Annotated in this window: 13 protein-coding genes; 10 read left to right on the forward strand and 3 right to left on the reverse strand. The window is 45.4% G+C overall.

Translation table 11 applies throughout. From position 1 onward, the window contains the following. Nucleotides 1-29 precede the first annotated feature (29 nt). Nucleotides 30-788 carry a Nif3-like dinuclear metal center hexameric protein gene (locus WJM94_RS10595; protein WP_444494192.1) on the forward strand — a complete coding sequence of 253 codons (759 nt, stop codon included), beginning with the start codon at nucleotides 30-32 and terminating at the stop codon, nucleotides 786-788. Nucleotides 789-907: 119 nt separating this feature from the next. Here WJM94_RS10595 and WJM94_RS10600 read toward each other — a convergent pair whose 3' ends face one another. Next, a complete protein-coding gene (locus WJM94_RS10600) occupies nucleotides 908-2,197 on the reverse strand; it encodes a citrate synthase (protein WP_444494193.1) in 1,290 nt (429 codons plus the stop codon). 394 nt (nucleotides 2,198-2,591) lie between these two features. On the opposite strand from WJM94_RS10600, the gene sdhC reads away from it, so the two are divergent. The 8 genes from sdhC to sucD all read left to right on the forward strand — a co-directional run bounded on the left by sdhC (nucleotide 2,592) and on the right by sucD (nucleotide 12,268). Further along, complete coding sequence (sdhC, locus tag WJM94_RS10605) at nucleotides 2,592-2,984, forward strand: succinate dehydrogenase cytochrome b556 subunit (protein WP_444494194.1); 393 nt, start codon at nucleotides 2,592-2,594, stop codon at nucleotides 2,982-2,984. Then, nucleotides 2,978-3,322, forward strand: a complete 345-nt coding sequence (gene sdhD / locus WJM94_RS10610) for a succinate dehydrogenase, hydrophobic membrane anchor protein (protein ID WP_444494195.1) — start codon at nucleotides 2,978-2,980, stop codon at nucleotides 3,320-3,322. The genes sdhC and sdhD overlap by 7 nt, the downstream gene beginning before the upstream one ends. Then, the gene (gene sdhA / locus WJM94_RS10615) at nucleotides 3,323-5,089 is read left to right on the forward strand and encodes a succinate dehydrogenase flavoprotein subunit (protein ID WP_444494196.1); all 1,767 of its coding nucleotides are present in this window, start codon (nucleotides 3,323-3,325) and stop codon (nucleotides 5,087-5,089) included. Between the two features lie 14 nt (nucleotides 5,090-5,103). After that, entirely contained in the window at nucleotides 5,104-5,814 is a 711-nt protein-coding gene (locus WJM94_RS10620) for a succinate dehydrogenase iron-sulfur subunit (protein WP_444494197.1), read from the forward strand. Between the two features lie 161 nt (nucleotides 5,815-5,975). Continuing rightward, nucleotides 5,976-8,801 carry a 2-oxoglutarate dehydrogenase E1 component gene (gene sucA / locus WJM94_RS10625; protein ID WP_444494198.1) on the forward strand — a complete coding sequence of 942 codons (2,826 nt, stop codon included), beginning with the start codon at nucleotides 5,976-5,978 and terminating at the stop codon, nucleotides 8,799-8,801. Nucleotides 8,802-8,829: 28 nt separating this feature from the next. After that, nucleotides 8,830-10,035, forward strand: coding sequence for a 2-oxoglutarate dehydrogenase complex dihydrolipoyllysine-residue succinyltransferase (gene odhB / locus WJM94_RS10630; RefSeq protein WP_444494199.1), 1,206 nt, complete (start codon nucleotides 8,830-8,832; stop codon nucleotides 10,033-10,035). A 194-nt stretch (nucleotides 10,036-10,229) separates the two neighbouring features. Continuing rightward, nucleotides 10,230-11,396 (forward strand): ADP-forming succinate--CoA ligase subunit beta, encoded by a 1,167-nt coding sequence (sucC, locus tag WJM94_RS10635; protein WP_444494200.1) that lies wholly within the window; start codon nucleotides 10,230-10,232, stop codon nucleotides 11,394-11,396. Next, entirely contained in the window at nucleotides 11,396-12,268 is an 873-nt protein-coding gene (gene sucD, locus WJM94_RS10640) for a succinate--CoA ligase subunit alpha (protein ID WP_005486020.1), read from the forward strand. The genes sucC and sucD overlap by 1 nt, the downstream gene beginning before the upstream one ends. 125 nt (nucleotides 12,269-12,393) lie before the next feature. Here sucD and znuB read toward each other — a convergent pair whose 3' ends face one another. Then, nucleotides 12,394-13,179, reverse strand: coding sequence for a zinc ABC transporter permease subunit ZnuB (gene znuB / locus WJM94_RS10645; RefSeq protein ID WP_444494201.1), 786 nt, complete (start codon nucleotides 13,177-13,179; stop codon nucleotides 12,394-12,396). Further along, nucleotides 13,172-13,957, reverse strand: a complete 786-nt coding sequence (gene znuC / locus WJM94_RS10650; protein ID WP_444494202.1) for a zinc ABC transporter ATP-binding protein ZnuC — start codon at nucleotides 13,955-13,957, stop codon at nucleotides 13,172-13,174. The genes znuB and znuC overlap by 8 nt, the downstream gene beginning before the upstream one ends. A gap of 78 nt (nucleotides 13,958-14,035) precedes the next feature. Here znuC and WJM94_RS10655 point away from each other — a divergent pair, with 78 nt between their 5' ends. After that, nucleotides 14,036-14,911, forward strand: a complete 876-nt coding sequence (locus tag WJM94_RS10655; protein ID WP_444494203.1) for a zinc ABC transporter substrate-binding protein — start codon at nucleotides 14,036-14,038, stop codon at nucleotides 14,909-14,911. Nucleotides 14,912-14,965: the final 54 nt, after the last annotated feature.

The following is a 14,965-nucleotide window of genomic DNA, read 5'->3' on the forward strand; positions in this document are numbered from 1 at the left end:
TGGAAATGCGCTAGAAATTGGAAGTGATAATGAATAACTTGAAATTAGAACAGATTCTTAATGACAAACTGTCACCACAATTGATTAAAGATTACGCTCCAAATGGATTGCAGGTGGAAGGTACATCTGCGGTGAAGCGTATTGTAACAGGTGTAACTGCCTCACAGGCATTAATCGATAAAGCGATAGAACTTAATGCGGATGCGTTACTCGTCCATCACGGGTACTTCTGGAAGGGGGAACCTGAGCCAATTCGTGGTATGAAAGGTAAACGAATCCGTAGCTTGATTAAAAATGATATCAACTTATATGGTTATCATTTGCCTCTTGATATTCATCCAGAGCTAGGTAACAACGCAGAGTTGGCACGTTTACTCGAAATTGATGTGGAAGGTGGCTTGGAAGGGCATCCCCAGTCGGTGGCGATGTTTGGACGTTTGAAAAAGCCTATCTCGGGTGAAGAATTTGCTAGCAAGATCAACCAAACGCTAAATAGAGAACCTCTACATATTGCTCCAGAAAATGCAGGTAAGATGATCGAGACTGTGGGGTGGTGTACTGGCGGCGGACAAGACTATATCGAACTTGCCGTTCAGCATGGTTTGGATGCCTTTGTTTCTGGCGAAATCTCTGAGCGCACCACTTATACAGCGCGAGAAATGGATATTCATTATTTCGCAGCCGGGCATCATGCAACAGAGCGTTATGGTATCAAAGCGCTTGGTAAGTGGTTAGCCGACGAATACGGCTTACAAGTGGAATTTATCGATATTGATAATCCGGTTTAACCTGCATACCCAAATTACCAAGCATTTCAAGGTTATTTGGGTATCGTTATTAGCCACAAATAAAAAGGGTTGAGACTAACATCTCAACCCTTTCTTTTACTTAGCTTTTCGCTCAGCGATTATTCACGTTCGTGAAGTGGTGAAAACTCACGTTGTGCTTCACCAGTGTATAGCTGACGTGGACGACCGATGCGGTTTAGCGGATCGCTGTGCATCTCGTTCCAGTGAGCAATCCAGCCAATAGTACGAGAAATCGCAAAGATAACCGTAAACATTGATACTGGAATACCGATCGCTTTAAGAATGATACCTGAGTAGAAATCTACGTTCGGGTACAGTTTCTTAGAAACGAAGTACTCATCAGAAAGCGCGATACGCTCAAGCTCCATTGCAACATCTAGAAGCGGGTCTTGGATGCTCAGCTCTTTTAGAACGTCATGACAAGTTTCACGCATTACAGTTGCACGTGGGTCGTAGTTCTTGTAAACACGGTGACCGAAGCCCATCAAACGGAATGGGTCATCTTTGTCTTTCGCTCGCTCTACGTATTCAGGAATGTTATCTACACTGCCGATTTCTTCCAACATTTTCAAACACGCTTCGTTAGCACCACCGTGCGCAGGGCCCCAAAGAGATGCGATACCAGCTGCAATACATGCAAATGGGTTAGCACCAGAAGAACCTGCCAGACGCACTGTTGACGTCGAAGCATTCTGCTCATGGTCCGCATGAAGCGTGAAGATTTTATCCATCGCACGAGCAACTACAGGGTTCACTTCATACTCTTCACATGGGTTTGCAAACATCATGTGTAGGAAGTTTTCCGCGTAGCTTAAATCGTTACGAGGGTAAATGAATGGTTGGCCGACTGAGTATTTGTAACACATCGCCGCCAGCGTAGGCATTTTCGAAAGTAGACGATAAGCCGCAATTTCGCGGTGCTCGTCGTTATTCACATCAAGAGAATCGTGGTAGAAGGCAGCAAGTGCTCCAACTACACCACACATTACCGCCATAGGGTGAGCGTCACGTCGGAAGCCGTGGAAGAAGCTTGCGATCTGCTCATGAACCATAGTATGGCGAGTAACGGTTTTCTTAAATTGCTCGTATTGTTCTCGGGTAGGGGCTTCACCATAAAGAAGGATGTAACATACTTCTAGGTAATCTGCGTTATTGGCTAATTGATCAATCGGGTAACCACGGTGCAAAAGAATACCTTTGCCGCCATCGATATACGTGATTGATGATTCACAAGATGCAGTGGCAAGAAAACCAGGGTCAAAAGTAAAGTAACCATTGGGTCCTAGTTTACGAACGTCAATTACAGGTGTACCTAGTGTACCTTCCATAATTGGCAGCTCGATTGGCGCTTGGCCTTCAACATGAAGGGTAGCTTTCTTATCCGCCATAACAATCTCCTTTGTTTATTATTTAATCCGTCCAGGATGTTTGTGTGCAATGTTTTTACTGTTGTTAAAGACTAAAGTCAATTTTTCTACAGCTTTGTGTGCACTTGTTATGATTTTTTCTTGGAAAATCGTTAAAAATCTGTTCTATGTAGCATAATTTGTTACACCAATTGTATTAGAATGTTGCTCGCCGTATATTGGCAAAGAAAATTTTAGTTAAATCCTTATAAATTCGGGGCTATAACAAAGAGTGAGGTTTGGTGATAGCTCTCGCTGTTAACAACTTGTTTACAATTATCTGGGTGAATATCTAAGGTATCTGTTAAATAAATGTTAACTTTTGTACATTTGGACGCTGAAATTGGTTATAACAATAAATGCTCAATGGAGCTGAGTGAGCAAGCCCGTGAAAGAAAGAAAGTCAAGACCTGTTAATTTAGATTTACAGACCATCCACTTTCCTATCACAGCAATCGCATCCATCCTGCACCGTGTGTCTGGGGTAATTACGTTTGTTGCGGTGGGTATACTACTGTGGTTACTATCCATTTCTCTGTCATCCCCAATGGGTTTTATGGAAGCCGCTGACATCGTTGATGGTTTCTTCGTAAAATTCATCCTGTGGGGAATTCTAACTGCACTTGCATACCACGTTGCTGGTGGTGTCCGTCATCTACTGATGGATCTAGGTCATTTTGAAGAGCTAGATTCTGGCGCGATGAGCGCGAAAGTCGCCTTCGGTGCGACTGCAGTATTGTCACTATTGGCGGGGATCATGGTATGGTAAAACACGTTTCTTCATTCGGTCGTAATGGTGTACACGATTTCCTATTGGTTCGTGCAACTGCCATCATTATGACGCTATACACGATTTATCTGGTGAGCTTCTGTGCATTCTCAGATATCTCTTACGCATCTTGGACCCAGTTCTTTGGTGGCACTTGCACCAAAGTTTTCACCATGTTGGCTCTGGTTTCGGTACTGATTCACGCGTGGATCGGTATGTGGCAGGTGTTTACCGACTACATTAAGTGCGCAAAACTTCGTGCCGCACTACAACTTGGTGTAATTGCCGCTCTATTCGGTTATGTCTTCTCTGGTCTATTTATTTTGTGGGGTGCGTAAGTGTCTATTCCAGTTCGTGAGTTTGATGCCGTTGTAATCGGCGCTGGTGGTGCAGGTATGCGCGCTGCACTACAAATTTCAGAGCAAGGCCTTTCATGTGCTTTGCTATCTAAAGTATTCCCAACTCGTTCTCATACAGTATCTGCGCAGGGTGGTATCACCGTTGCTCTAGGTAACTCGCACAAGGACGATTGGCAGTGGCACATGTACGATACCGTGAAAGGATCGGACTACATTGGTGACCAAAACGCTATTGAATACATGTGTAAGAATGGACCAGAGTCTGTAATCGAACTAGAAAAAATGGGTCTTCCATTCTCTCGTTTTGATAATGGCACTATCTACCAACGTCCATTTGGTGGTCAGTCAAAAGAATTTGGTGGCGAGCAAGCTGCACGTACAGCGGCAGCAGCCGACCGTACAGGGCACGCGCTTCTTCATACGCTTTACCAACAAAACGTAAAACACAAAACAACGATCTTCTCTGAGTGGTATGCGTTGGACTTGGTGAAAAACCAAGATGGCGCGATCATGGGGTGTACTGCGATTTGCATGGAAACCGGTGAAATCTGTTACTTCAAATCTAAAGCAACGGTACTCGCTACCGGTGGTGCAGGTCGTATTTACGCCTCGACAACTAACGCACACATTAACACTGGTGATGGTGTTGGTATGGCACTACGTGCGGGCGTACCAATGCAAGACATGGAAATGTGGCAGTTCCACCCAACTGGCATCGCAGGCGCGGGTGTACTGGTAACAGAAGGTTGTCGTGGTGAAGGTGGTTACCTTCTAAACAAAGACGGCGAACGCTTCATGGAGCGTTATGCTCCAAACGCGAAAGACCTTGCTGGTCGCGACGTTGTTGCTCGTTCAATGATGATTGAAATCCGTGAAGGCCGCGGCTGTGATGGCCCATGGGGACCACACATTAAACTGAAACTGGATCACCTAGGTAAAGATGTACTTGAGTCACGTCTACCTGGTATCTGTGAACTATCTCGCACGTTCGCACACGTTGATCCTGTAAAAGAACCAATCCCAGTAATCCCGACATGTCACTACATGATGGGTGGTGTACCAACTCAGGTTTCTGGCCAGGCAATCAAACAATTGGCTGACGGCAGCGAAGCTGAAATTCAAGGCCTATTCGCTTGTGGTGAAATCGCTTCTGTATCTGTACACGGTGCAAACCGTCTGGGTGGTAACTCGCTACTAGACTTGGTTGTATTTGGTCGTGCAACAGGTCTACACCTAGGCGAAACACTAGCAGCACAAGCGGAAGCTCGTCCTGCAACTGAGTCTGACATCGAAGCTTCTCTGGCGCGTACAATGCGTTGGGAAAACAGCACTGGTGGTGAAGATCCAGTACAAATCCGTAAAGATCTACAACGTTGCATGCAAAACAGCTTCTCGGTATTCCGTGAAGGTGATGCAATGGCAACCGGTCTGGAAGAGCTGAAAGTGATTCGTGAACGTCTGAAAGACGCACATCTGGCGGACAAATCTTCAGAGTTCAACACTCAACGTATTGAGTGTCTAGAGCTAGACAACCTGATGGAAACAGCCTTCTCAACAGCAGTTGCTGCAAACTACCGTACGGAAAGCCGTGGTGCACACGCTCGTTTTGACTACCCAGAGCGTGATGATGAGAACTGGCTATGTCACTCTATCTACAATCCGGAAACAGAAGCGATGACTAAGCGTGATGTAAACATGACGCCAGTATACCGCGACGCGTTCCCGCCGAAAGTACGTACATACTAAGGGAGGAAATGACGATGAAACTTAACTTCTCTTTGTACCGTTACAATCCGGACGTAGACACCAAGCCTTACATGAAAGACTACACGCTTGAGGTAGAAGAAGGCTCAGACATGATGGTTCTGGATGCGTTGATTCTGCTTAAAGAGCAAGATCCTAGCATCTCTTTCCGTCGCTCATGCCGTGAAGGGGTTTGTGGTTCTGATGGCTTGAACATGAACGGTAAAAACGGCCTTGCATGTATAACGCCGCTGTCTGCACTTCAAGGCGATAAGATCGTAATTCGTCCACTGCCAGGCTTACCTGTTGTGCGCGACCTTATTGTTGACATGACGCAGTTCTATGATAACTATGCGAAAGTTAAGCCATTCTTGATTGATGACGGTGCATTACCACCATCACGAGAGAACCTGCAATCTCCAGATGAGCGTGCACATTTAGATGGTTTGTACGAATGTATCATGTGTGCATGTTGTACAACTTCTTGTCCGTCGTTCTGGTGGAACCCAGATAAATTCATCGGTCCTGCTGGTCTGCTGGCAGCATATCGCTGGTTAATTGATAGCCGTGATACAGCAACAGATGAACGTCTGTCTGATCTTGATGATGCATTTAGCGTTTTTCGTTGCCATGGCATCATGAATTGTGTAAGTGTTTGTCCTAAAGGACTAAACCCGACGAAAGCAATCGGTCATATTAAATCGATGCTGGTAAATCGTTCGGTGTAACTTACTCGCTATTGCTACAGTTGCGGTGGAGTGTAGAAAGCACTTCACTGCAATTGCAAAAGTCGAGTAGAAGAATATTAAAATTGCCGATTGTTCTAGTCGGCTGTTTATAGCTCGGCGTAGACCGAAGCAAACGTGAAAACTACTGGTTAAGGGAAAATATGCACAACGGCGTGATGAAGGCATGGCTCGAGTCTTCACACTTGGCTGGCGCCAATGCAACGTATGTAGAGGACCTCTACGAACTGTATCTAAGTGATCCCGATCTGGTAAGTGAGGAGTGGAAACGTGTTTTTGAAGGCTTGCCGAAGCCAACAAAAGAAGTGGCAGAACAGCCACACTCACGTGTCCGTGACTACTTCCGACGACTCGCTCAAGAGACAAAGCATTACAATGTCCAAGTTAGTGACCCTGATGTCGATGCAAAACAAGTAAAAGTTCTACAGCTAATTAACGCATACCGTTTCCGCGGACACGAAGCTGCTGAACTAGATCCACTAGGTCTATGGCAACGTTCAACTGTTGCTGAGCTAGATCCGGCATTTCATAATCTTACCGAAGAAGACTTCGAAGAAACTTTTAACGTAGGTTCTTTTGCTATTGGGCAAGAAACCATGAAGTTGAAAGATATTTACGAAGCCCTCAAGAAAACATACTGCGGTTCCATCGGTGCTGAATACATGCACATGACTGACACAGAGCAAAAGCGTTGGATTCAACAACGTCTTGAGTCTGTCGTAGGCCAGCCATCATTTAACATAGATGAGAAACGTACGTTCCTAGAAGAGTTAACAGCAGCTGAAGGTCTTGAGCGTTACTTAGGCGCTAAATTCCCTGGCGCAAAACGTTTCTCGCTCGAAGGTGGTGATGCACTTATCCCAATGACGAAAGAACTGATTCGTCATGCAGGTACGAGTGGCATGCGCGAAGTCGTTATCGGTATGGCTCACCGCGGTCGTTTGAACATGCTAGTGAACGTTCTGGGTAAGAAGCCACAAGATCTGTTTGATGAGTTTGCGGGTAAGCACGACGAATCGTGGGGTACCGGTGACGTTAAATACCACCAAGGTTTCTCAGCAGACTTCGCAACGCCGGGTGGTGATGTCCACTTAGCGCTGGCATTTAACCCATCGCACTTAGAGATTGTAAACCCTGTAGTTATGGGCTCTGTGCGTGCCCGTCAAGATCGCTTAGGTGATAATAAGGGAAGTAAAGTTCTTCCTATTACTATCCACGGTGACTCGGCTATCGCAGGTCAGGGTGTAGTTGCAGAAACGTTCAACATGTCTCTAGCGCGTGGTTTCTGTGTTGGTGGTACGGTTCGTATCGTTGTAAACAACCAGGTTGGTTTTACGACGTCGAATCCACGTGATACTCGCTCAACCATGTACTGTACCGATATTGCTAAGATGGTACAGGCACCGATTTTCCACGTTAATGCTGATGATCCAGAAGCGGTTGCGTTTGTTACGCGTATTGCATTGGATTACCGTAACGAGTTTAAGCGTGACGTTGTTATTGACTTGGTATGTTACCGCCGTCATGGCCACAACGAGGCAGATGAGCCAAATGCGACTCAGCCTTTGATGTACCAAAAAATCAAGAAACACCCAACACCGCGTAAGCTTTATGCAGATGTTCTGATTGATAAAAACGAATCAGATATTGAAACTGCTACTCAGTTAGTAAACGAATATCGTGATGCTCTTGACCGCGGTGAAGTCGTGGTGAAAGAGTGGCGCCCAATGGCATTGCATTCTGTAGACTGGTCTCCATACCTAGGTCACGAATGGGACATGCAGTGGGAATCTCAATACGATAAGCAAAGACTGATTGAGCTTGGCAATCGTATATGTCAGTACCCAGAAAGCCATAAGCTACAAAGCCGAGTCAATAAGCTATACAACGATCGTCTATCAATGATGACCGGTGAAAAAGCAATTGACTGGGGTATGGCTGAAACGTTGGCTTACGCAACATTGGTTGACGATGGTAAGCGTATCCGTATTTCAGGTCAGGACTCTGGCCGTGGTACTTTCTTCCACCGTCACTCAGTACTACATAACCAAACGGATGCGAGCACCTATATCCCGTTGGCGAACATTCATGACAAGCAAGGTCCTTTCCAGGTATTTGACTCTGTGTTGTCTGAAGAGGCAGTACTGGCATTTGAATACGGTTACACGACAGCGGAACCTGGCGGTTTAACTATCTGGGAAGCACAGTTTGGTGACTTTGCAAACGGCGCTCAAGTAGTTATCGACCAGTTTATCTCTTCTGGTGAACAGAAGTGGGCTCGTTTGTGTGGCTTAACCATGCTTCTGCCTCATGGCTATGAAGGTCAAGGCCCAGAACACTCGTCTGCACGTTTAGAGCGTTACCTACAGCTGTGTGCTGAGCAAAATATGCAAGTGGTTGTACCTTCCACTCCAGCTCAGGTTTATCACATGATTCGCCGTCAGGTTGTTCGCCCTATGCGTCGACCATTGATCGTAATGTCTCCAAAATCATTGCTTCGTCACCCACTTTGTATTTCGACTATCGAAGACCTTGCAGAAGGTACATTCCAAGCAGCTATCCCTGAAGTGGATAACTTGGAACCGAGCAAAGTGAAACGCGTTGTGTTCTGTTCTGGTAAGGTTTATTTCGACCTTCTTGAACAGCGCCGCAACAACGAGCAAGAAGACGTGGCAATTGTGCGTATTGAACAGCTTTACCCATTCCCAATGGAAGAAGTGCAAGCTGCGATTGCTCAATACACTAACGTTGAAGACTTTGTGTGGTGTCAGGAAGAGCCTCAGAACCAAGGTGCTTGGTACTGTAGTCAACATAACTTCCGTGCCGCTATTCCTGCAGGTGCAGATCTTAAATACGCAGGTCGCCCAGCTTCTGCTTCGCCAGCAGTTGGCTACATGTCGGTGCACTTGAAACAACAAAAAGCGTTGGTTGAAGACGCTCTGAACGTGAACTTAGAAACTTCGAATTAAGAACTAGAAGTTAAAGGAAGAAACACATATGACAATTGAAATTCTGGTTCCAGATTTACCTGAATCAGTTGCTGATGCAACCGTAGCGACATGGCACAAACAACCAGGTGACACAATCGAGCGTGATGAAGTTCTGGTTGATATTGAAACTGATAAAGTGGTACTGGAAGTACCTGCTCCTGAAGCTGGCGTTTTAGAAGCTATCGTTGAATTAGAAGGTGCGACAGTACTTTCAAAACAGCTTCTGGCTAAGATCAAGCCAGGTGTAGTTGCTGGTGAACCAACAGCAGATACTACAGAAGGCACTGAAGCTTCTCCAGACAAGCGCCACAAAGCAGCGCTGACAGAAGAGAGCAACGATGCACTTAGCCCAGCTGTTCGCCGTCTGCTTGCGGAACATAACCTTGAAGCTGGCCAAGTGAAAGGCACTGGTGTTGGTGGTCGCATCACTCGTGAAGATATTGAAGCGTACCTAGCTAACGCTAAAGCTGCTCCAAAGGCTGAAGCTCCTGCAGTAGAAGCACCAGCAGTGGCACGTAGTGAAAAACGTGTACCTATGACTCGCCTACGTAAGACCGTTGCAAACCGTCTACTTCAAGCGAAAAACAGCACTGCGATGCTAACTACGTTTAACGAAGTGAACATGAAACCAATCATGGATCTTCGTAAGCAGTACAAGGATCAGTTCGAAGAGCGTCACGGTATCCGTTTAGGCTTCATGTCTTTCTACGTGAAAGCAGTAACTGAAGCGCTAAAACGTTACCCAGAAGTAAATGCGTCAATCGATGGCGACGATATCGTTTACCACAACTACTTCGACATCAGCATGGCGGTATCGACGCCACGTGGTCTGGTTACTCCAGTACTAAAAGACTGTGACACACTAGGTTTTGCTGACATCGAAAAAGGCATCAAAGAGCTGGCGGTTAAAGGTCGTGATGGCAAGCTAACGGTAGACGAGCTAATGGGCGGTAACTTCACTATCACTAACGGTGGTGTGTTCGGTTCACTGATGTCTACGCCAATCATCAACCCACCGCAATCAGCGATTCTAGGTATGCACAAAATCCAAGATCGCCCAATGGCGGTGGATGGCAAGGTTGAAATCCTGCCAATGATGTACCTAGCGTTATCTTACGACCACCGTCTAATCGATGGCCGTGAGTCAGTTGGTTTCTTAGTAACCGTTAAAGAGCTACTAGAAGATCCAGCACGTCTCCTATTAGACGTTTAATATCGCTAAAACGTCTAGTTACCTCTAGTAGCTAGACGTTGAAAATTTCAATGGCTAGACTAGCTCAACGTTTGGCCTTCATTTGAATCACTAAGTGATTTATTTGAGAAGACCCTACAGACGTACAAGCAGCCAAGACTGCAGCGTTATGGAAATAATAAATCCCGTAAGGGAAAAACAAACGGAATATCGAAATGAATTTGCATGAATACCAAGCCAAACAGCTGTTTGCAGAATTCGGTTTGCCTGTGCCGGAAGGCTACGCATGTGATACACCACAAGAAGCTTTTGAAGCTGCAGGCCGTATCAGCACAGCGAAGAAAGTCGTTAAATGTCAGGTTCACGCTGGTGGCCGCGGTAAAGCGGGCGGCGTAGAGCTACACGATACTAAAGATGGCGTAAAAGAGTTTGCACAAAAGTGGCTAGGTAAAAATCTAGTAACTTACCAAACAGATGCAAATGGTCAGCCTGTAACTAAAATCCTTGTTGAAGAAGCTTCAAACATTGCTAACGAACTATACCTAGGTGCGGTAGTTGACCGTGCTAGCCGTAAGATCGTTTTCATGGCTTCTACAGAAGGTGGCGTGGAAATCGAAAAAGTTGCGGAAGAAACTCCGGAACTAATCCACAAAGCAGCAATTGATCCGCTAGTAGGTCCACAGGCTTACCAAGGTCGCGAGCTTGCGTTCAAACTTGGTCTTGAAGGCGACCAAATCAAACAATTCGTTAAGATCTTTTTGGGTCTTGGCACCATGTTCTCTCAGTACGACCTGGCTCTACTAGAGATCAACCCACTTGTTATTACTGCTGAAGGCAACCTGCTATGTCTTGACGGTAAGATCAACATCGATTCAAACGCGCTATACCGTCAACCTAAGCTTCGTGAAATGCACGATCCTTCTCAAGAAGACGAGCGTGAAGCGCATGCAGCTCAGTGGGAACTGAACTACGTAGCACTAGATGGTAACGTTGGCTGTATGGTTAACGGTGCTGGTCTGGCAATGGGTACGATGGATATCGTAAACCTACACGGTGGTAAACCTGCTAACTTCCTGGACGTAGGTGGTGGCGCAACTAAAGAACGTGTTGCTGAAGCATTCAAGATCATCCTATCTGATGACAACGTGAAAGCAGTACTAGTAAATATCTTCGGTGGTATCGTGCGTTGTGACATGATCGCAGAAGGTATTATTGGTGCGGTTAAAGAGGTAGGTGTAAACGTACCTGTTGTTGTTCGTCTAGAAGGTACTAACGCAGATCTAGGTCGCGAAGTTCTTGCTAATTCTGATGTTGATATCATTGCTGCTGAGTCGCTAACTGACGCTGCTCAGAAAGTTGTTGCTGCTGCGGAGGCAAAATAATGTCTGTATTAATTAACAAAGACACTAAAGTAATCTGTCAGGGTTTCACTGGTGGTCAAGGTACTTTCCACTCAGAGCAAGCTATCGCATACGGTACGCAAATGGTTGGTGGTGTGTCACCTGGTAAAGGCGGCCAAACTCATCTAGGTCTACCAGTATTCAACACTGTTCGCGAAGCAGTAGAAGCGACTGGCGCAACTGCGACAGTAATCTACGTTCCAGCACCTTTCTGTAAAGATGCAATCTTAGAAGCGATTGATGCAGGTATCGAGCTAATCGTAACAATCACTGAAGGTATCCCAACGACAGATATGATCGACGTAAAAGTGAAGCTAGAAGAAACTGGCGTTCGCATGATCGGTCCTAACTGTCCGGGCGTTATCACTCCTGACGAGTGTAAGATCGGTATCATGCCTGGTCATATCCACAAGAAAGGAAAAGTAGGTATCGTATCTCGTTCAGGTACACTTACTTACGAAGCAGTTAAGCAGACTACAGACGAAGGTTTCGGTCAGTCTACTTGTGTTGGTATCGGTGGAGACCCAATCCCAGGTTCAAACTTCATTGATATCCTAAAACTGTTCCAAGAAGACCCAGAAACTGAAGCGATCGTAATGATCGGTGAAATCGGTGGTACAGCAGAAGAAGAAGCGGCAGCGTTCATCAAAGAAAATGTAACGAAGCCAGTTGTTTCTTACATCGCTGGTGTAACTGCTCCTCCAGGTAAGCGTATGGGCCACGCTGGTGCGATTATCTCTGGTGGTAAAGGTACAGCTGAAGACAAATTTGCTGCACTAGAAGCGGCAGGTGTTAAGACGGTTAAGTCTCTAGCAGATATCGGTCAAGGTCTGCGTGAAGTAACTGGTTGGTAATATCAACCTGTCTTACTCAAAAGCCTGGCATTGCCAGGCTTTTCTGTTTCTTATGTTTGGTCAGTAAAAATAGTAATAAAGCATAGAGTTGTTCACCGCTTATCGAACTAAATATACTTTCGCTATTAATCTTTAATTTGAATCACCTGACTTAGCATAAACAGCGCTGTTGCGCTTATCACTACCGATGGTCCCGCTGGGGTATCAAAGTGCCAGGACATACTCAGTCCTATTAGTACAGAAATTGCCCCGATAATGGATGCAAACAGTGCCATCTGCTCAGGTGTAGATGATAACTTTCTAGCCGTTGCTGCAGGAATAATAAGCAATGACGTCATGATTAGCGCGCCAACAAACTTCATTCCCACCGCTATTACTACACCAACCATCAACATCAACACGAGACGAACAAGATCTGTATTGACTCCCTCGACTGCAGCAAGTTCTTCACTCACTGTACTCGAGACTAAAGGACGCCAGAAAATAAACAAACATGCGCTTACAGCAATGACACCTGCATAAATAAACATCAGATCTTGAGACGAAACGGCCAGCAAATCACCAAATAGGTAACTCATCAGATCGACACGAACGTTATCCAAAAAGCTTACCGATACCAGACCTATGGATAGTGAGCTATGAGCCAGTATGCCGAGTAAGGTATCTGTGGCAACCAATTGCTGTTTCTGCAATGTGACCAGCAGGACGGCTAACGCTAAACAACACACCAACAATGCCAGATACAGGTTGACGTTGAGTAAAAAGCCAAGCGCTAAACCCATTAATGATGCATGGGCTAGTGTGTCGCCAAAGTAGGCCATTTTACGCCATACGACGAAGGAACCTAGCGGGCCAGCGATGATTGCGATGCCAATACCGGCAAGGATAGAAGGTAAAAGAAACTCAATCATGGTGGTGATGTCCGTGGTTATGCTTAGAGCAAGATGATGCATCACCAGAAACCGGATCACCGGATAAATCGTGGTGGTGGTGATGGTCGTGATGGTAAAACGCCAACGATTCTCTCGCAGCACTACCAAACAAAGCAATGTAGGACGGGTGCTGAGTAATCATTGCAGGAGAGCCTGAACAGCAAACGTGATGATGTAAACAGATAACATCATCTGTTTTAGCCATTACTAGATGCAAATCATGGGAGACCATAAAAATACCGCAATCAAAGCGGTGACGGATACTTTCGATTAAATCATACAGGTCGATTTGCCCCTGAATATCAACACCTTGGGCTGGCTCATCTAGAACCAATAGCTGTGGACGCTGCAGTAGCGCGCGAGCGAGTAAGACGCGTTGATTTTCGCCGCCGGACAGGCGGTGCATATTGCTGCTGATTAAATGTTCTGCACCGACTAGTTTTAATGCCTCAATACACTCTTGTTTACTGAATTTTCCTGCCAAATTTAAAAAGCGGATCACATTCAGTGGTAACGAGTCATTGAGTTTCAACTTCTGTGGAACATAACCAACTTTTAATTTTTTTGGTTTAGATATTTTTCCGTTAGTCGGTTTCTGAAGACCTAAAATTACTTTCACTAACGTTGATTTACCAGCACCGTTGGGACCGATCAGGGTTGTTATTTTACCCTTTACTAATTCCATGCTGATGTTATCGAGAACTTTGCGGCCGTCAAACTCGACGCACAATTGTTCTAGATGGACTAATGAAGTCATGAATGAAACTCAATTGCAAACTAATAATGTTATAATGTAACATTATTGCACTTTCCACTCTATATCCCAAGTAAAACTATGAAAAGAGCCTTAATTCTTGCTACAACAGCGATGCTGGTACTTCCAGCACAAGCAATGACTGTTATGACCAGCATCAAACCTATTCAGATGATGGTGACAGAGCTTACCCAAGGTGTGACTACACCAGACGTATTATTGAACTCGAATGCGTCACCTCATGACTATGCGTTGCGTCCTTCAGATGTCAAAAAAGTCGCATCAGCTGATTTGATTGTTTGGTATGGTCACGATCTGGAGCCTTTTTTAGAGAAAGTTGTCGCCGATAGAGATAACTCCCTAACCATTAGCCAAATTCCAGATCTACCATTACGTGAGTTTGATAGCGAACATGACCATGATGGTCACGACCATGGTAACCACGATCCACACTTTTGGTTAGGGGTTGAACCTATCAGACATGTAGCGATTGCAGTCACAAACAAGCTAGTAGAAGTGGATCCATCAAATGCGGCTAAGTATCAAGAGAACCTGACCCATTTTGAAACTCAGTTAAGTGCGACAGACAGTGAAATTAAACAGAAGCTCAATCCTGTGAAAGATAAAGGCTACTATGTTTTTCATGATGCTTACGGTTATTTCGAACAGCAATATCAACTGACGCAACTCGGACACTTCACAGTAAGTCCTGACCGTAAGCCTGGTGCAAAAACATTGATTGAAATTCGTAAAGCACTCAGCTCTGGAGATGTGGCATGTGTGTTCTCCGAGCCACAATTCACGCCTGCAGTTGTAGAAAGTGTGATGCGAGGAAGCCAAGTTGCTAAAGGTGAGCTGGATCCACTGGGTAGCACGATTGAGGTAAAACCTGGTAGTTACTTTACCTTCTTAAACCGTATGGCGGATAGCTTTGAACAATGCTTAAGCCAAAAATAGTGATAGGGATTACTTTCTGGGTGAAATTTTTCTCTTTAACGTGATCTGACAGTA

This window comes from Vibrio sp. YIC-376, assembly GCF_052353105.1.
Classification (GTDB): domain Bacteria; phylum Pseudomonadota; class Gammaproteobacteria; order Enterobacterales; family Vibrionaceae; genus Vibrio.

Bases quoted from the DNA above. Each gene is read 5' to 3' on its own strand.
- sdhD (WP_444494195.1), top strand. From the start codon at position 2,978: ATGGTAAAACACGTTTCTTCATTCGGTCGTAATGGTGTACACGATTTC.
- WJM94_RS10595 (WP_444494192.1), top strand. From the start codon at position 30: ATGAATAACTTGAAATTAGAACAGATTCTTAATGACAAACTGTCACCA.
- znuC (WP_444494202.1), bottom strand. From the start codon at position 13,957: ATGACTTCATTAGTCCATCTAGAACAATTGTGCGTCGAGTTTGACGGC.
- WJM94_RS10655 (WP_444494203.1), top strand. From the start codon at position 14,036: ATGAAAAGAGCCTTAATTCTTGCTACAACAGCGATGCTGGTACTTCCA.
- WJM94_RS10620 (WP_444494197.1), top strand. From the start codon at position 5,104: ATGAAACTTAACTTCTCTTTGTACCGTTACAATCCGGACGTAGACACC.
- odhB (WP_444494199.1), top strand. From the start codon at position 8,830: ATGACAATTGAAATTCTGGTTCCAGATTTACCTGAATCAGTTGCTGAT.
- znuB (WP_444494201.1), bottom strand. From the start codon at position 13,179: ATGATTGAGTTTCTTTTACCTTCTATCCTTGCCGGTATTGGCATCGCA.
- WJM94_RS10600 (WP_444494193.1), bottom strand. From the start codon at position 2,197: ATGGCGGATAAGAAAGCTACCCTTCATGTTGAAGGCCAAGCGCCAATC.
- sucA (WP_444494198.1), top strand. From the start codon at position 5,976: ATGCACAACGGCGTGATGAAGGCATGGCTCGAGTCTTCACACTTGGCT.
- sucD (WP_005486020.1), top strand. From the start codon at position 11,396: ATGTCTGTATTAATTAACAAAGACACTAAAGTAATCTGTCAGGGTTTC.
- sucC (WP_444494200.1), top strand. From the start codon at position 10,230: ATGAATTTGCATGAATACCAAGCCAAACAGCTGTTTGCAGAATTCGGT.